Below are 16,331 nucleotides of genomic sequence, written 5' to 3' on the forward strand. Positions count from 1 at the left end.
CTTATTTTTCTCAAAGAGTATAATAAGAAAAAGTAGAAGCGAAATTATAACTTCTTATTCTTATTACAATGAACGGCTTTTTGGGGGGGAATCTGATGGAGCAGAGAATTGAACGAATAAAAAAACAATTGCATTCGCAAAGCTATAAACTTACACCACAACGTGAAGCAACGGTTAGAGTCTTGCTCGAACATGAGGAAGATCATTTAAGTGCAGAGGATGTATACATGCTTGTAAAAGAAAAATCGCCTGAAATTGGCTTAGCGACTGTATATAGAACATTAGAGTTGTTAAATGAATTGAAAGTTGTTGATAAAATTAATTTTGGTGATGGTGTTTCTAGGTATGATCTCCGTCAAGAAGGAGCGGCCCATTTCCATCATCATCTTGTATGTATAGAGTGTGGTTCAGTAGATGAAATACAGGAGGATCTTTTAGAAGATGTAGAAAAAGTAGTGGAAAGAGATTGGAACTTTATCATTAAAGATCATCGGTTAACCTTCCATGGAATTTGTTATCGCTGTCGTGATCCGAAAAGCAAATAAGTGAGAGAGCCTTACTTTTGAAGTGAGGTTTTTATTTTTGTTTCAGAAATCATAAAATGTCGAAATGTGAACAATGCATGGATTAAGATAAAGTAAATTGTGATCGGGAAGAAATCGTTAAGTTGAGGTGACGTTACTCTCGTAAATTTAAGATTAAGAGGAGATATACAAGTTGAGAGAAGTTATTGCTTGTGAACTACCGAACGCGAGGTAATCAACATGTATTTTAGGTGTAGACATTCATGCAAGTGAAAAATTTGCACCATGGCGAATGAAAATACGCTGTGAAGTAGTGGATAGTGCTATGACTTTCTATGTAATGAGCGTAAGCCAGCGAGACTCCGGTGGGAGGCAGAGCAGGGGCGAGACCCCGCAGAGCTTTAGCTCGAGGAGGCTTGCCAGCTCCCCACAGGAAAGGGAGCTGGCAGTAGCGAATGGAATACAAACCAACAAGATTGTTAAAACTACATAGTTTATGCACTCTTAATAACACGTATTTTCAGGGGAGGCTTTAAGAAAAACAGCCCTTTTTTATAACAAAAGGTATAGAACTCGTCTTACCTGTCATATTCTTTACTAGGTGAAGAAAAAGAGAGGGAGATATATATGAGAAGTATTGGTGCTTTCTTAGAGGCTTTATGGATCTTTTTTATATTCATGGGGTGCACGCTTGTTTTTTATTATGGTATTCTATGGGTAAGTGCAGAATATAACGATTATCATCGTTATGAAGAACCTAAAGGGAGAGCTGTTAAGGTTGTTCAACAGCATGTAGATACACCTATGCTAGAATCTTCTTTTGAAAGACTGCGCTTTTTTCTGCGTCACGGGGAATAAGGAATAAGTAGTACTTTCATAAAGGGTGGAGAAGCAGATGGAAGATGAAGTAAAAAAGTTTATGCATTATTTAAACAGTGAAAAAGGGGTTTCGAATAATACCTTACAAGCATATAATTTAGATTTAACGACATATATGAATTTTTTAAAGACAGAAGGAAAAAAAGATTTCACAGAGGTAAGTAGAACTTCTATTGTACAATTGTTATTTGAGTTAAAACAACAAGGAAAAGCTGCTACTACTGTTTCAAGAATGTTATCTTCTATAAAAGGATTCCACCAGTTTTTAGTGAGAGAATCTTACATGAATACAGATCCATCAATAAATGTGTCTCTACCTAAAATACATAAGAAATATCCTGAGGTATTAACTTTGGATGAAGTAGAAAGGTTATTATCTTCATCTGTAAAAAATAAAAATCTTGATTTGAGAAATAAAGCATTGTTAGAGTTACTTTATGCTACTGGAATGAAAGTGTCAGAACTATGTGAGTTATCACTATCAGATCTTCAACTTCAGATGGACTTTATAAAATGTAATAATAAAAAGGAACGTATTATTCCCATTGGCAGAATGGCAAAAGCATCATTAGAGAAGTATCTAAAAGATGTTAGGCCATATCTAGTAAGGCAAAATATACATTCGTTCGTTTTTGTAAATCATCATGGTAAACAATTGACACGACAAGGATTATGGAAGTTAATTAAAAATTTGGCGGTAGAAGCGGAAATTTCCAAGAGTTTAACTCCACAAACATTAAGACATTCATTTGCAACCCACTTATTGGAAAATGGTGCGGATATTCAAGCGGTTCAAGAAATGTTAGGGCATATGAATATCTCAACAACACAAATATATTCTCATGTTATTAAGACGAGAATGAGGGAGGTCTATTCACGTTACCATCCTAGGGCGTAGGAGGGTATGAATTGATCTTTTTTTAGTCTACCCTGAAACTACGTAATTACAATTAGTTGTTAACTTATCTAGTATTACTAACTTTGTTGGTTTGTATTACGTTCGCTCCAGTCCAGTCCTTTCCCGTGGGGAGTTGCCGAGCCCCCTCCACGACTACGTTGCTACGGTGTCTCGGCTCTGCTTTGCTTCCCACAGGAGTCGTGGAACTGCGCTCATTCCAGATACAGTTGTTACTAAAGCATCTAATAACGTATTTTCATCCTCCGCGGTGTAAAATGCACTTCCTTGGAAGTATAGCGTGAAAGTACGTTACTTGAATAAAAGAGTAGCGACCATGTTTTTGTCTATTTTGTGTACATAAGACATTCTGGGATGTGAATTTCGCATCATTAGCAAGATAACATGATTAAAAAATCGTTGCTGGAGTTTTATATTTGATCGTACCATATTTGGGTATGTTATAACTATGAGATAGTTAGAATTAGGAGGTATAAATGATGAGTAAACAGTTTGAGAGAGTTTTTCTCGTTGTAATGGATTCAGTTGGAATTGGTGAAGCACCTGATGCAAAGGAATTTAATGATGAAGGTGCAGATACGTTAGGACACATTGCAGAAAAAATGAACGGACTAAACTTACCTAACTTAGATAAACTTGGTCTTTCTACAGTAAAAGATTATAAAGGTGGTTTAAAGGGAGAAAAACCTCTCGCTCACTATGGGAAGATGGAAGAAGCTTCAGTTGGGAAAGATACGATGACAGGGCATTGGGAGATCATGGGTCTAAACATCGACCAGCCTTTTCGAACATTCCCAGAAGGTTTTCCAGCTGTATTAATAAATGAACTTGAGGAAAAAACAGGGAGAAAGGTAATAGGTAATAAACCTGCCTCTGGAACGGAGATATTAGATGAATTAGGGGAAACTCATATGAAAACAGGAGACCTTATTGTCTATACATCTGCAGACTCTGTTTTACAAATAGCTGCGCATGAAGAAATAGTTCCAATTGAAGAACTATATAACATATGTAAACTTGCGAGAGAACTAACTCTTGATGAAAAATATATGGTTGGTAGAGTGATTGCAAGACCATTTATAGGTGTTCCTGGAAATTGGGAGCGTACGCCTAACCGTCATGATTATGCTTTAAAGCCATTCGAAAGGACGGTAATGAATGAATTACAAGACAACGGTTTGGATTCTATAGCTGTAGGTAAAATTTCTGATATATTTGATGGGGAAGGTATAACGAAGTCCCTTCGTACTGTCTCTAATATGGATGGAATGGATAGGTTACATGAAACAATTAACATGGATTTTAAAGGTTTGAGTTTCTTAAACCTAGTAGACTTTGATGCGAAGTTTGGACATCGGAGGGATCCGATTGGCTATGGCAAAGCGTTAGAAGAGTTTGATGATCGACTTGCAGAGGTTGTAGAGAAGTTAGGAGAGAAAGATTTGTTAATTATTACTGCAGATCACGGAAACGATCCTATTCACCACGGAACAGATCACACGAGAGAATATGTTCCACTTTTGGTTTATAACAAAAATATCGACGTTGGAAAATCATTAGGGGTTCGAAAGACGTTTGCGGATATTGGGGCTACCATTGCTGATAATTTTCAAGTAACGATGCCTAAGTTTGGAACAAGCTTTTTACAAGAAATATAGATAGGAGAGATTTAATATGAGTACTGTTGAAAAAATAAAAGCCGCAGAGGAATTGATTAGCAATAAGATTCAGAAAAAGCCATCAATCGGATTAATTTTAGGGTCAGGCTTAGGTGTGCTAGCAGACGAGATACAAAATGCTGTTCGTATTCCCTACAGTGACATTCCTGGTTTCCCAACATCTACAGTAGCAGGTCATAAAGGACAGCTTGTAATAGGTGAACTTGAAGGGAAACAAGTTGTAGCAATGCAAGGGCGGTTTCATTTTTATGAAGGATACCCAATGGATCTTGTGACACTTCCAGTCAGAGTAATGAAGGCAATTGGTGTTTCTTCCATTATTGTAACAAATGCTGCAGGAGGGATTAATGAAAACTATAAGCCTGGGGATTTGATGCTTATTCGTGATCATATTAACTTAACAGGTGCTAACCCTCTTATAGGTCCTAATGATGATGCCGTGGGTGTTCGTTTTCCAGATATGTCACAAGCATATTCTCCAAAATTATTGGATTTAGGTAAGCAAGCTGCAAAAAACATAGGACTAACAGTTCAAGAAGGAGTTTATGTTGGTAACCCTGGTCCTTCCTATGAAACGCCAGCTGAAATAAGAATGCTTCGGACTTTAGGGGGAGATGCTGTAGGGATGTCCACTGTTCCTGAGGTGATTGTAGCAAGACACAGTGAACTTCAAGTACTCGGAATATCTTGTATTTCTAATATGGCTGCTGGTATTTTAGATCAGCCTCTCACTCATGAAGAAGTAATGGAAACTACGGAGATGGTAAAAACGCAATTTTTAGCCTTTGTGAAAGAAATCGTTAAAAGAATGGATGGGGAGAAAAAATGATCGAAAAAATAAAACAATCTGTTCAATTTATTCAAGGAAAGATAAATGTAAAGCCTGAAATAGGCCTCATTTTAGGTTCTGGATTAGGTGACTTAGCGGATGATGTAACGAACGCAGTGAAAATTGATTATCGTGACATTCCTCATTTTCCATCTTCTACGGTGGAAGGGCATAAAGGGCAACTTGTTATCGGAGAATTAGAGGGAAAAATTGTTTGTGCTATGCAAGGTAGGTTTCATTTTTATGAAGGTTATTCCATGCAAGAAGTTACTCTCCCTGTAAGAGTCATGAACCTATTAGGTTGCGAGAGCTTAATTGTGACGAACGCATGTGGAGGAATGAATGAACAATTTCAACCCGGTGATTTAATGATCATCACAGACCATATTAACTTTACAGGGGCTAATCCACTAATAGGAGCAAACTATGATGAGTTAGGACCAAGGTTTCCAGATATGAGTCATGCATATACACCTAAGCTACGTGAGCACGCATGTAAGGTAGCTGAAACATTACATATCAATGTACAACAAGGAGTCTATGCAGCTGTTAGTGGTCCTACGTATATGTCAGCTGCAGAACTTATAATGTTACGAAAACTTGGGGGAGATGTTGTTGGCATGTCCACGGTTCCTGAAGTAATTGTAGCTCGACATATGAATATGAATGTACTAGGAATTTCGTGTATTACTGATATGGCAATAGGGGAGACAATTGAAGGAATAACACATGAAGAGGTAATGGAAGTTGCTTCTAAAGCAAAACCGCGCTTTATCAAGTTAGTTCGTTCCCTGTTACAGGAAGGCGACAATCAATTGTGGTCTATTTGAGAGAGGGTGTCATGCAATGAGAATGGTCGATTTGATTGAAAAAAAAAGAAATGGGCACGAACACACGAAAGAAGAAATTGATTTTATTATAAATGGCTATACGGAGGATTCCATTCCAGAATATCAAATTAGCGCTTGGGCTATGTCGATATATTTCCAAGGGATGACTGAAGGAGAAACAGCTCATCTTACAAATGCCATCGTACACTCTGGTGAAACGATCGACCTTTCCGAAATTAATGGAATTAAGGTAGATAAACACAGTACTGGTGGTGTTGGAGATACAACAACACTTGTGTTAGCCCCTTTAGTTGCAAGTGTAGGCGTACCAGTGGCAAAAATGAGTGGTAGAGGACTTGGTCATACAGGTGGAACGATTGATAAATTAGAAGCAATCAGCGGATTTAATGTAGAAATTACAAATGAAGAATTTATTAAACTTGTAAATAAAAATCAAGTAGCTGTGATAGGTCAAACAGATAACTTAACTCCAGCCGATAAAAAACTATATGGATTAAGAGATGTTACAGCGACTGTAAATTCCATACCTCTAATTGCAAGCTCCATTATGAGTAAAAAATTAGCTTCTGGAGCGAATGCAATTGTTTTAGATGTTAAAACAGGTGCTGGTGCATTTATGAAAGACCTTACGGAAACAAAGAAACTTGCGCAATCGATGGTTAGGATTGGAAACAATCTTGGGAGAAAGACAGCTGCAATCATTTCGGATATGAGCCAACCTCTTGGGTTTGCAGTAGGGAATGCATTAGAGGTAAGAGAAGCGATAGACACGCTTCAGGGAAAAGGGCCGAATGATTTAACGGAACTATGCTTAACGTTAGGGAGTCACATGGTACTCTTAGCGGAAAAAGCACCAACACTTGAGGAAGCGAGAACTCTATTACAAGATGCCATTTCTTCTGGTAAGGCATTACAACACTTTAAAACGTTTATTGAAGCTCAAAGTGGAGATCCATCCTATGTAGATAACCCAGAAAAATTACCGACAGCATCTTTTAAAATAGATGTGAAGGCAATCAAAAGTGGCTATGTTGCTGCAATTGAAGCCGATAAAATTGGTACAGCTGCAATGCTGTTGGGTGCGGGGCGTGCAACGAAAACCTCTATGATAGACTTAGCGGTGGGGATTGAATTACGGAAGAAAACTGGTGATAAGGTATCTAAAGATGATTCACTAGCTACAATCCACGCGAATAAAGAGAATGTTCAAGAAATAATAGAAATGATACGAGCTTCTTATACACTTGCTGAACAATCGGTTTCACTAGCACCACTGATATATGATGTAATAACAGAATAAGAGTTAGAATCTAAACATGTGCTGTTTCGTTTACCTAATAACGAATCAGCACTTTTTCACTATTTTCTTAGTTCTAGCTTTGTATAATCCCTTCCGTTTGGGGCAGAATGGTAAAGAAAAAGAATGGAGGGATACATTTGAAAAAATCATTCATTATTTTTTTACTAGGTATATACATTCTGGGGGGGACTACAGCGTACGCAGAGGAAGCAGGTGTTGATTTAGCAGATCAAGCTACTTCAGCTATTCTAATTGAAAGAGATACTGGTGAGGTTTTATATGAAAAAAACAGTAAAGAGAAACTCCCACCAGCAAGTATGACCAAAGTAATGACAATGTTATTAATTATGGAAGCGATTGATTCTGGAAAAATTAAGTGGGATGATAAAGTCAGAACGAGTGAAAGAGCGGCTTCCATGGGGGGGTCACAGATATTTCTAGAGCCTGGAGAAGAAATGACTGTGGAAGAGATGATGAAAGGAATCGCTATAGCTTCAGGTAATGATGCTTCCGTTGCGATGGCAGAGCATTTAGCTGGTTCAGAAGAGCAGTTTGTGAACATGATGAACGAGAAAGGAAAAGAGTTGGGGTTATCAAGCACACATTTCGTCAATTCAAATGGTCTTCCTGCTGAGAATCATTATTCATCTGCAAACGATTTAGCGATTATGGCTCAAGCTCTTTTAAAATACGAAGAAATCACAAAATTTACAAGTCTTTATGAGGACTATCTTCGTGAAGATACAGAAGATAAATTTTGGCTAGTAAACACGAATAAATTGGTCAAATTTTACCCAGGAGTAGATGGTCTAAAGACTGGTTTTACAAGAGAAGCAAAATATTGTCTTACAGCAACTGCAAATAAAAATGGGATGAGAATCATTGCAGTGGTAATGGGAGCACCTACTCCAAAGGATAGAAATCGACAAGTAACAGAAATGCTTGATTATGCTTATAGTCAATATGAGTTACAAAAACGCTATGAACGTGGCGCTCTATTAGGGGAAGCGAAAGTTAGCAAAGGGTCGACGGTTACGGTTCCAATTCTTGCGGACGAAAATGTTTCTTTATTAATGAAAAAAGGTGAATCCATTGAAGGGATTACAGAGCGATTAGAGTTGGAACAACCAGTTCCTGCCCCCGTAAAAAAAGGAGATCCAATCGGAACTCTTTATATTGAGAAAGATGGAAAAATCCTATCAGAAGCCACTGTCGTTGCGGAAGAAGACATTGCGGAAGCAAGTTTATGGACATTATTCAAACGTACAACATCGGTCCTCGTTGGAAATCGTAGTTTCTAATCGGATTATTTCTAGTTTTGACGAATGAACACTAGTTTTGTTTCTGAGAAGGAAACGTACAGTATCATCAAGAAATTGTAGGACGTAGAGCCATTTTTCCTCAGGGAGAGGGGAACTGGTGTGCAAAAGAACATGATGAGGGGTGAATGTAATGAGTTTACTCATTGATTTGGAAAAAAGAGACAACGTTCTCTGCGTAAGGCTTGAAGGAGAATTAGATCATCACACTGCAATGGAGTTACGTGAACGTGTTGATTCTGCATTGAAGGAAAATAACCTTACACATATTTTATTGAATTTAGAACAATTATCTTTTATGGATAGTTCGGGTTTAGGCGTTATCTTAGGGCGGTATAAATATGTTCAGACTCTAGGAGGGGAAATGGTCGTCTGTTCCATATCTCCTCAAATAAAGCGATTGTTCGAGATGTCAGGTTTATTTAAAATAATTCGTCTAGCATCAAATGAAACAGACGCTTTATTAGAGTTGGGGGTGGCATCATGAGAAACCGGATGGAGCTTTCCTTTAGTGCCCTAAGCCAGAATGAATCCTTCGCTAGGGTGGCAGTAGGTTCATTTGTTGCTCAATTAGATCCAACAATGGACGAGCTAACAGAAATTAAAACAGTTGTAAGTGAAGCTGTTACAAATGCAATTATTCATGGATATCATGAAGATAACAATGGAATGGTAGAATTAGAAGTAGAGTTAGAAGAGGAAACCGTTCGTTTAATCATACGTGATAGAGGTACAGGGATTCATAATTTAGATGAGGCTCGCCAACCATTGTATACTTCAAAACCAGAGCTTGAACGTAGTGGTATGGGCTTTACCATTATGGAGAACTTCATGGATGAAGTGGTAATTGAATCAGAACCAATGGTAGGTACTACTGTGACTTTAATGAAGAGACTCTCAAAGCAACGTGCACTGTGTAATTAGAGGGCTGCGACTATGGATGTAGAGTTAAAACAAACAAAACAGCCCAAACAAACATATCTTGATGACAAAGAAGTAAAACGTTTGATTCGAGAAGCTCAGGACGGTGATCAAGAAGCTAGAGACACGATAGTGAATTTAAACACTCGCTTAGTATGGTCTGTTGTCCAACGCTTTTTAAACCGAGGTTATGAAGCGGATGATTTATTCCAAATTGGTTGTATCGGCTTAATCAAGTCAGTAGATAAATTTGACTTAAGTTATGACGTTAAATTTTCTACATATGCTGTGCCTATGATAATAGGTGAAATTCAAAGATTCTTAAGAGATGATGGGACAGTTAAAGTTAGTCGTTCTATCAAGGAAAGTGCTAACCGTATTAGAAAAATGAAAGAGGAGTTAACAAAAACACTTGGAAGAACTCCTACCATTAATGAAATTGCAGAAAAACTAGAAATTTCACCTGAAGAAGTAGTTTTTGCTCAAGAAGCTAGTAGACAATTAACTTCCATACATGAAACAGTATATGAGAATGATGGAGATCCTATTACCTTACTTGATCAAATTTCTGATGATGGAGATTTAAAATGGTTTGATAAGATAGCATTGCGAGATGAGATTGATAAATTAGATGAACGAGAGAAACTTATTGTTTTTCTAAGGTATTATAAGGACCAAACTCAGTCTCAAGTAGCTGATCGATTAGGCATATCTCAAGTACAGGTTTCCCGTTTGGAGAAAAAAATATTAAAACAATTAAAAGAACAGTTAGGCTAATTGCCTGCTGTTTTTTTGTTTAGGTTTACTGTTCTTTTATACATAGTTTGCATACCATTTCCTCATACTATAAGAAAATGACTTATGAATGAAAGAGGTTTTTCGATGGATAAAAAAGTGTACATTCGATTGAAAAGCCGCCATTGGAGTAATGTAAATGAAACTATTTATTTACATGAAATTTCTCAAGTTTTATGTGAGGGGTGCAGTGAATACGAAATAAAACACCTCGAAATTGGTAAACTTCGTACAGAAAATGATGCACTACAAGTTATCGATTCAATGAAAGTTGTTTCCCTTATTCAACAACTTGAAGGAAACGTAGATGTTCAAATTATTGGACCAACTCAAACGGTACTTTATGTAAATCAAAAAATATCTCGAACGAAGCCTGTATTATTTGTATTTGTTTGGTTGTTATTATTTATCGGTGCTGGTCTTGCAATTATGTATTTCCATGAAGATGTTAGTATGCAGAAAGTCCATATAAAACTTCATACTATCATTACTGGAGAAGAAGAGGAATTCCCACTATGGCTACAAATACCGTATTCCATAGGACTTGGGTTAGGTATGATCCTCTTTTTTAATCACGTTTTTAAGGGTCGTATTAATGATGAGCCGACACCATTGGAAATGGAAATGTTCAATTATGAAGAAAATATAGACAAGTATATATCTGTTTATGAAAATGATGCTTGGAAAAAGGGAAAAAGATGAGATGAACTACTTTTTATTAGTATTAATAGGGTTGTCTGGAGGTTTAGCTGTAGGAAGTGGTCTTGTAGCTTTTCTTACGGTCCTAGGCATTATACCTCGACTTGCTAACTTAACAAGAACAAAGGAATTACTTACGTACTATGAAAAAGCAGTTATTTTAGGTTCGTTATGCGGTGTTTGGTTTAGTTTAGGAGTACCAATGTTTTCATTTTCCGCTTTGGTGTTAGTAATCATTGGTTTAGCGTGTGGTTTGTTTATTGGTATGTTAGCAGCAGCTTTAACCGAAGTTCTAAATGTATTTCCAATATTAGCAAAGAGAATTGGCATGAAAGAAATGACGGTCTGGTTATTGTGGGCAATTGTATTAGGAAAAATAGCTGGCTCTTTATATCACTGGATTTTTTTCGTTCAATAAAGTACTAAGGGGGTACACATGAATTCAAAGAAGAAGGTTATATTAATCACTGATGGAGATGCAGCTGCAAAGCAGGCTATTCAGACTGCAGCTGATAATCTCGGCTGTCATATCGTATGGGAATCAGGTGGAAATCCAACAAGGATTTCTGGAGAACAGATATTGAATTTTATATCGAAATCGGAAAAAGACCTAGTTCTCGTTATGTTTGACGATTGTGGATTTCCAGAAGAAGGCCCTGGAGAATCAGCTCTTATTGAAGTAGTAAATTCACCAGAAGTAGAAATACTAGGAGCTGTAGCAGTTGCTTCGCAGTCCTACTCACATGAATGGACAAGGGTAGACTTCAGTATCGATAAAAATGGTGTCATTACAGAATACGGTGTAGATAAGGATGGAATTATAGACACGGAGATTGGTCGTATAAGAGGAGATACAGTATATTCCTTAGATAGCTTGGAAATACCCATCATTGTAGGAGTAGGAGATTTAGGGAAAATGGGCGGACGTGATTCCGTTCAATTAGGGTCACCGATTACAAAGCTTGCAATAGAACTAATTCTAGAAAGGAGTGGGTAAAAAATGTCATCTAAACCAGATTCTCAACATAAGGAACCAATATCAAAAATAATAAGAGAAAATGAAAATAGGATTACTGAACGTATTGGTATAGGTACAAGTTTTGATGTTGGCGTTAGGAAGTTATACATACTGGATAAAGAAGTCCAGTTTTATTTTGTAAATGGACTGTGTGACATCCAATATATTATCGAACTATTAAAAGAATTAATGTATTTGGATGCTAATGAGAAGAAAGAGAATAGAGTAAAAGAGCAAATTGAAAATCGCCTTACACATGTTCAAGTGGAGCATGTCAACAATTTAGATGATGCGCTAAAACAAATGCTTTCTGGTTTAATCTTTGTTCTCATTGAAGGGGAGTCAGATGCTTTAGTAATTGATGTTAGAAGTTATCCCGGTAGAGGTCCTGAAGAACCCGACACCGAACGAGTAGTTAGAGGTAGCAGAGATGGTTTCACTGAAAATATTATTCAAAATACTGCATTAACTCGTAGAAGAATTCGAGACGAAAAGTTTCGTAATGAAATTATGCAAGTTGGTAGACGTTCAAGAACAGATATATGTTTAAGCTATATAGATGGCGTTGCTGACCCCAATTTAGTAGAAATAATTCGAAAAGAGTTAGAGGCTATTGATATTGATGGTTTAACAATGGCAGACAAAGTAGTGGAAGAATTTGTCGTAAAACAAGGAATTAATCCTTTTCCACTAGTAAGATATACGGAACGTCCTGATGTTGCGGCGAGCCATTTACTAGAAGGACACGTCATCGTTTATGTTGATTCATCACCAAGTGTTATTATCTTTCCAACAACATTTTTTCATCACGTACAGCACGCGGAAGAGTTCAGACAAGCACCAATGGTTGGAACATTTTTACGTTGGGTTCGTTTTTCTGGAATGTTGTTTTCTTTAATAATCTTACCTTTATGGTTATTGATGGTCATGCAGCCTTCCTTGCTTCCAGAACAGATTGATTTTATTGGACCGAATGAAACAACTAATATTCCAGTATTTGTTCAAATTGTATTTGCGGAGCTAGGAATTGAATTACTAAGGATGGCAGCTATACACACTCCTTCTCCGTTAGCAACAGCATTAGGTTTGGTTGCAGCATTATTAATTGGTGATATTGCAATAGAAGTAGGATTGTTAGTTCCGGAAGTTATCTTATATGTGGCTATAGGAGCTATTGGAATGTTTGCAACTCCAAGTTATGAACTAGGGTTAGCTCTGAAGATCGTAAGACTACTGTTAATTATTTTTGTTGCAGTTTTCAAGGCACCTGGTTTTATTATAGGACTAACAGTATTTTTTGTTTTCTTAGCTTGCATAAGGTCCTTAAATGTTCCCTATCTGTGGCCATTTTTGCCATTCTATCCAATGGCTCTTTTAGATATTCTTATTAGGCAGGGAGTACCAATGAAAAAGTATCGCCCAAGTATAGTAAAACCACAAAATCCAGTAAAGCAAAAATCAACTTAAAACCCTTGAAAGCTTTTAGGAGATATGTTATTGTTTTAACAGTTATAATCGTACCCTTGATTATTGGTTAATAACGTAAATTCACTCGAAGCTTTATAGGAGTGGACTGATCCGATGGGTGACGAATAAAATGATTGCGTCAAGGATAACGGATACAAACCGTTATCCTTTTTATATAAGAGATTTAGATTAAATCATTACTGAATTAAATAGAGTGAATAAGGAGAGAAGAAATATGGGGTTATATGGAACAAGTAAAGTGAATGAAAAAGGCCATTTAGAGATTGGTGGCGTAGATACAACATATTTAGCTCAGAAATATGGTACTCCCTTATATGTATATGATGTAGAAGACATTTGTTCCCGTGCCCTTCAATTTAAAAACACATTTGAGAAGCATGGCATGAAATATCAAGTTGCTTATGCAAGTAAGGCATTTAGTTGTGTTGCGATGATTCAGTTAGTAGACGAATTAGGATTAAGTTTAGATGTTGTTTCCGCTGGCGAATTGTATACTGCTCTAACTGCTGGAATTTCACCGGAGAGGATTCATTTCCATGGGAATAACAAATCGCAACAAGAACTTGAAATGGCAGTCAAAGAGGGAATAGGCTGTATTGTTGTGGATAACTTTACAGAGTTAACTTGGCTTATGGGGATAACGGAATCACTCAATCAAAAAGTGAAAGTATTAATTCGGATTACACCCGGTGTAGAGGCACATACACACGAATATATATCCACTGGACAAGAAGACTCAAAATTTGGTTTTGATATTCAAAGTGGTCAAGCATCAAAAGCGATTTCTTTAATTCAGGAACACGATTATATACAACTGGATGGTGTACATTCACATATCGGTTCACAAATATTTGAAACGGTAGGGTTTACTTCAGCCGTGCATGAGATATATAAACATCTAGTGATTTGGAAAAATTCTTTAGACTTTGAACCACGTGTATTAAATTTAGGTGGTGGCTTTGGGATTCGCTATACAAAGGATGATAAGCCGTTGCCTTTAGATAAATATGTAGAAGCAATGATAGAAGCAGTGAAAGAAAATACAAATAAAACGAGTCTATCTATTCCGGAAATTTGGATAGAACCAGGAAGAGCACTAGTAGGTGAAGCAGGAACAACGATTTATTCTATTGGTTCTAGAAAGGATATTCCTGGTGTTCGTACGTACCTTTCTGTTGATGGGGGAATGACAGATAATCTTCGACCTGCTCTATATAAAGCGAAGTATGAAGCAGTTCTTGCCAATAACATGAATGGTCCTAAAGAAGAAATGGTTTCAATTGCAGGGAAATGCTGCGAAAGTGGAGATATGCTTATATGGGATTTAGAGCTTCCGAAAGCAGAAGTAGGAGATCTACTTGCTGTTTCCTCAACAGGCGCTTACGGATATTCAATGGCAAATAATTATAATCGTATATTACGTCCTCCTGTAATTTTTGTTGATAGTGGGGATGACCAATGTGTGATCAAACGAGAAACATATGAAGACTTGGTGAAAAATGAAACGACGTACCGCCTAAAAAGTAAAGTGTAAGGTAGATAGAAAGAGTGATGCTGAAGGAAAAATCCCTTTTGCATTACTCTTATTTTATTTCTGTTACGAATTAGTATACAATAAGAAAGGTGTCAAAAATTGTTTTTTATTTAGGAGGAATTTTGAATGAAAAAAGGAACAATTACGTTAGAAAATGGAGATAAAATTCAAATTGAGTTTTATCCAAATGAAGCTCCTGGTACAGTTGCTAACTTTGAGAAACTAGCTAACGAGGGTTTTTATAATGGTCTTACATTTCACCGTGTTATCCCTGGTTTTGTAGCACAAGGTGGATGTCCAAGAGGAAATGGTACTGGTGGAAGTGGCCAAACGATTAAATGTGAAACAGAAGGAAATCCACATAAACATGTTGCTGGTTCTTTATCTATGGCCCATGCAGGTAAAGACACAGGCAGCAGTCAATTCTTTATTGTTCATGAGCCTCAGCCACACTTAGACGGTGTACATACTGTTTTTGGACAGGTAGTTGAAGGGATGGACGCTGTTTATAAGATTGGTCAAGGGAATGTAATGAAAGAAGTAAAAGTTTACGACGAAGAATAATTTATTCATAAAACATCTTGCTTTTTATAGAAGCAAGATGTTTTAATTTATTAAAAAAAGTCATTAAAGAGTTGATAAAACAGGAAATGTTCATAAAACCCTCAAACTTGAAGTCATACAATTCGTAAATACAGGAGTCTTTGTGATATAATAAACAGGACAATTATATACCGAACCTTCGGGGTAGGGATGTAGTACTAAAATAAAAAGACGTTACAAAACCTTATTTATCAAGGGTTGTAACGTCTTTTTATTTGGTAGGAATAACGTTTGGTAGGGTGTTTGGTAGGTTTTTTGAGATAACTATAATATATGCACGGATATTTAAGGGTATGACTACAACTTTAATAACTGTCCATTTTACTTGCCACTTCTTCTTGCATGTTGGGAATCAAGTGTGAATAGGTGTCAAGAGTAACTTTTATTGACGCATGTCCTAATAACTCTTGTACTTTTTTAGGGTGGACTTCAGCACTTAGTAAAAGGGAAGCGCATGTATGCCTCAAGTCGTGGAATCTTATTGCTCTTACTTTAGTCTTTTCTAAAATCCTTACCCAGAATTTATGAAAGTTTCCCCAACTAACAGGTAATCCGTTTTCTTGGCAAAATACTAAATTTTTATCAAAGTATTCATCAGCTTTCATTTTTTCCTCTTCTTGTTGTTCTTTGTGTTTCTTTAATTCAGATGCAACAAACGGTGACATTTTAATGGATCTATTACTTGTTTTTGTTTTAGCACCATCTTTTATTTTTGATTTAAAAGCTAATATTTGACGTATTCCTAGTCGATTGTTATCAAAATCAATATCAGACCACTTTAAGCCTAGTAACTCTCCTCTTCGAATTCCACAATAAATAGCAAGTACAAATAGAGCGTGTTGTCTATGATTAATTTCCTCTGAGTATCCCTCCTTAAAATTAGATTAACCAATTCTCAAAAGAAATACAAGAACGTTTGTTCTGAATTAGAGCGGAACTCATAAGTGTCAAACATTATATAAAACAAGAAAATTAT

General features: G+C 36.7%; 18 protein-coding genes. 17 read left to right on the plus strand and 1 reads right to left on the minus strand.

The window, feature by feature from the left end; all coding sequences use genetic code 11:
• The first annotated feature begins 95 nt into the window (after window positions 1-95).
• The 17 genes from fur to ACERII_RS02035 all read left to right on the plus strand — a co-directional run bounded on the left by fur (window position 96) and on the right by ACERII_RS02035 (window position 15,316).
• Window positions 96-545: a ferric iron uptake transcriptional regulator gene (gene fur / locus ACERII_RS01955; RefSeq protein ID WP_373639751.1), complete on the plus strand. Its 450-nt coding sequence runs from the start codon at window positions 96-98 to the stop codon at window positions 543-545.
• 606 nt (window positions 546-1,151) lie between these two features.
• On the plus strand, window positions 1,152-1,382 hold the full coding sequence (locus ACERII_RS01960) for a YqzK family protein (RefSeq protein ID WP_373639752.1): 231 nt from the start codon (window positions 1,152-1,154) through the stop codon (window positions 1,380-1,382).
• Window positions 1,383-1,419: 37 nt separating this feature from the next.
• Window positions 1,420-2,301, plus strand: a complete 882-nt coding sequence (gene xerD / locus ACERII_RS01965) for a site-specific tyrosine recombinase XerD (protein ID WP_373639753.1) — start codon at window positions 1,420-1,422, stop codon at window positions 2,299-2,301.
• Window positions 2,302-2,798: 497 nt separating this feature from the next.
• The gene (deoB, locus tag ACERII_RS01970) at window positions 2,799-3,977 is read left to right on the plus strand and encodes a phosphopentomutase (protein ID WP_373639754.1); all 1,179 of its coding nucleotides are present in this window, start codon (window positions 2,799-2,801) and stop codon (window positions 3,975-3,977) included.
• A gap of 16 nt (window positions 3,978-3,993) precedes the next feature.
• Window positions 3,994-4,827 carry a purine-nucleoside phosphorylase gene (locus ACERII_RS01975; protein WP_373639755.1) on the plus strand — a complete coding sequence of 278 codons (834 nt, stop codon included), beginning with the start codon at window positions 3,994-3,996 and terminating at the stop codon, window positions 4,825-4,827.
• Entirely contained in the window at window positions 4,824-5,657 is an 834-nt protein-coding gene (locus ACERII_RS01980) for a purine-nucleoside phosphorylase (RefSeq protein ID WP_373639756.1), read from the plus strand. The genes ACERII_RS01975 and ACERII_RS01980 overlap by 4 nt, the downstream gene beginning before the upstream one ends.
• Before the next feature lie 16 nt (window positions 5,658-5,673).
• Window positions 5,674-6,978 carry a pyrimidine-nucleoside phosphorylase gene (locus tag ACERII_RS01985; protein WP_373639757.1) on the plus strand — a complete coding sequence of 435 codons (1,305 nt, stop codon included), beginning with the start codon at window positions 5,674-5,676 and terminating at the stop codon, window positions 6,976-6,978.
• A 107-nt stretch (window positions 6,979-7,085) separates the two neighbouring features.
• The gene (locus ACERII_RS01990; RefSeq protein WP_483867429.1) at window positions 7,086-8,279 is read left to right on the plus strand and encodes a D-alanyl-D-alanine carboxypeptidase family protein; all 1,194 of its coding nucleotides are present in this window, start codon (window positions 7,086-7,088) and stop codon (window positions 8,277-8,279) included.
• A gap of 151 nt (window positions 8,280-8,430) precedes the next feature.
• The gene (spoIIAA, locus tag ACERII_RS01995; protein ID WP_373639759.1) at window positions 8,431-8,784 is read left to right on the plus strand and encodes an anti-sigma F factor antagonist; all 354 of its coding nucleotides are present in this window, start codon (window positions 8,431-8,433) and stop codon (window positions 8,782-8,784) included.
• On the plus strand, window positions 8,781-9,221 hold the full coding sequence (gene spoIIAB, locus ACERII_RS02000; protein ID WP_373639760.1) for an anti-sigma F factor: 441 nt from the start codon (window positions 8,781-8,783) through the stop codon (window positions 9,219-9,221). The genes spoIIAA and spoIIAB overlap by 4 nt, the downstream gene beginning before the upstream one ends.
• Before the next feature lie 12 nt (window positions 9,222-9,233).
• A complete protein-coding gene (gene sigF / locus ACERII_RS02005; RefSeq protein ID WP_373639761.1) occupies window positions 9,234-9,995 on the plus strand; it encodes an RNA polymerase sporulation sigma factor SigF in 762 nt (253 codons plus the stop codon).
• A gap of 105 nt (window positions 9,996-10,100) precedes the next feature.
• Window positions 10,101-10,715, plus strand: a complete 615-nt coding sequence (locus ACERII_RS02010; protein ID WP_373639762.1) for a stage V sporulation protein AA — start codon at window positions 10,101-10,103, stop codon at window positions 10,713-10,715.
• Between the two features lies 1 nt (window position 10,716).
• Entirely contained in the window at window positions 10,717-11,130 is a 414-nt protein-coding gene (locus ACERII_RS02015; RefSeq protein ID WP_373639763.1) for a stage V sporulation protein AB, read from the plus strand.
• A gap of 18 nt (window positions 11,131-11,148) precedes the next feature.
• Complete coding sequence (spoVAEA, locus tag ACERII_RS02020; protein ID WP_373639764.1) at window positions 11,149-11,709, plus strand: stage V sporulation protein SpoVABEA; 561 nt, start codon at window positions 11,149-11,151, stop codon at window positions 11,707-11,709.
• Between the two features lie 3 nt (window positions 11,710-11,712).
• Window positions 11,713-13,197, plus strand: coding sequence for a spore germination protein (locus ACERII_RS02025; protein WP_373639765.1), 1,485 nt, complete (start codon window positions 11,713-11,715; stop codon window positions 13,195-13,197).
• 235 nt (window positions 13,198-13,432) lie between these two features.
• Window positions 13,433-14,752: a diaminopimelate decarboxylase gene (gene lysA, locus ACERII_RS02030; RefSeq protein ID WP_373639766.1), complete on the plus strand. Its 1,320-nt coding sequence runs from the start codon at window positions 13,433-13,435 to the stop codon at window positions 14,750-14,752.
• A 126-nt stretch (window positions 14,753-14,878) separates the two neighbouring features.
• Window positions 14,879-15,316: a peptidylprolyl isomerase gene (locus tag ACERII_RS02035; protein ID WP_373639767.1), complete on the plus strand. Its 438-nt coding sequence runs from the start codon at window positions 14,879-14,881 to the stop codon at window positions 15,314-15,316.
• Window positions 15,317-15,660: 344 nt separating this feature from the next.
• On the opposite strand, the gene ACERII_RS02040 is transcribed toward ACERII_RS02035, so the two are convergent.
• On the minus strand, window positions 15,661-16,209 hold the full coding sequence (locus ACERII_RS02040; RefSeq protein WP_373639920.1) for a site-specific integrase: 549 nt from the start codon (window positions 16,207-16,209) through the stop codon (window positions 15,661-15,663).
• Between the last annotated feature and the right edge of the window lie 122 nt (window positions 16,210-16,331).

This window comes from Evansella sp. AB-rgal1 (assembly GCF_041820985.1).
Classification (GTDB): domain Bacteria; phylum Bacillota; class Bacilli; order Bacillales; family Salisediminibacteriaceae; genus Evansella.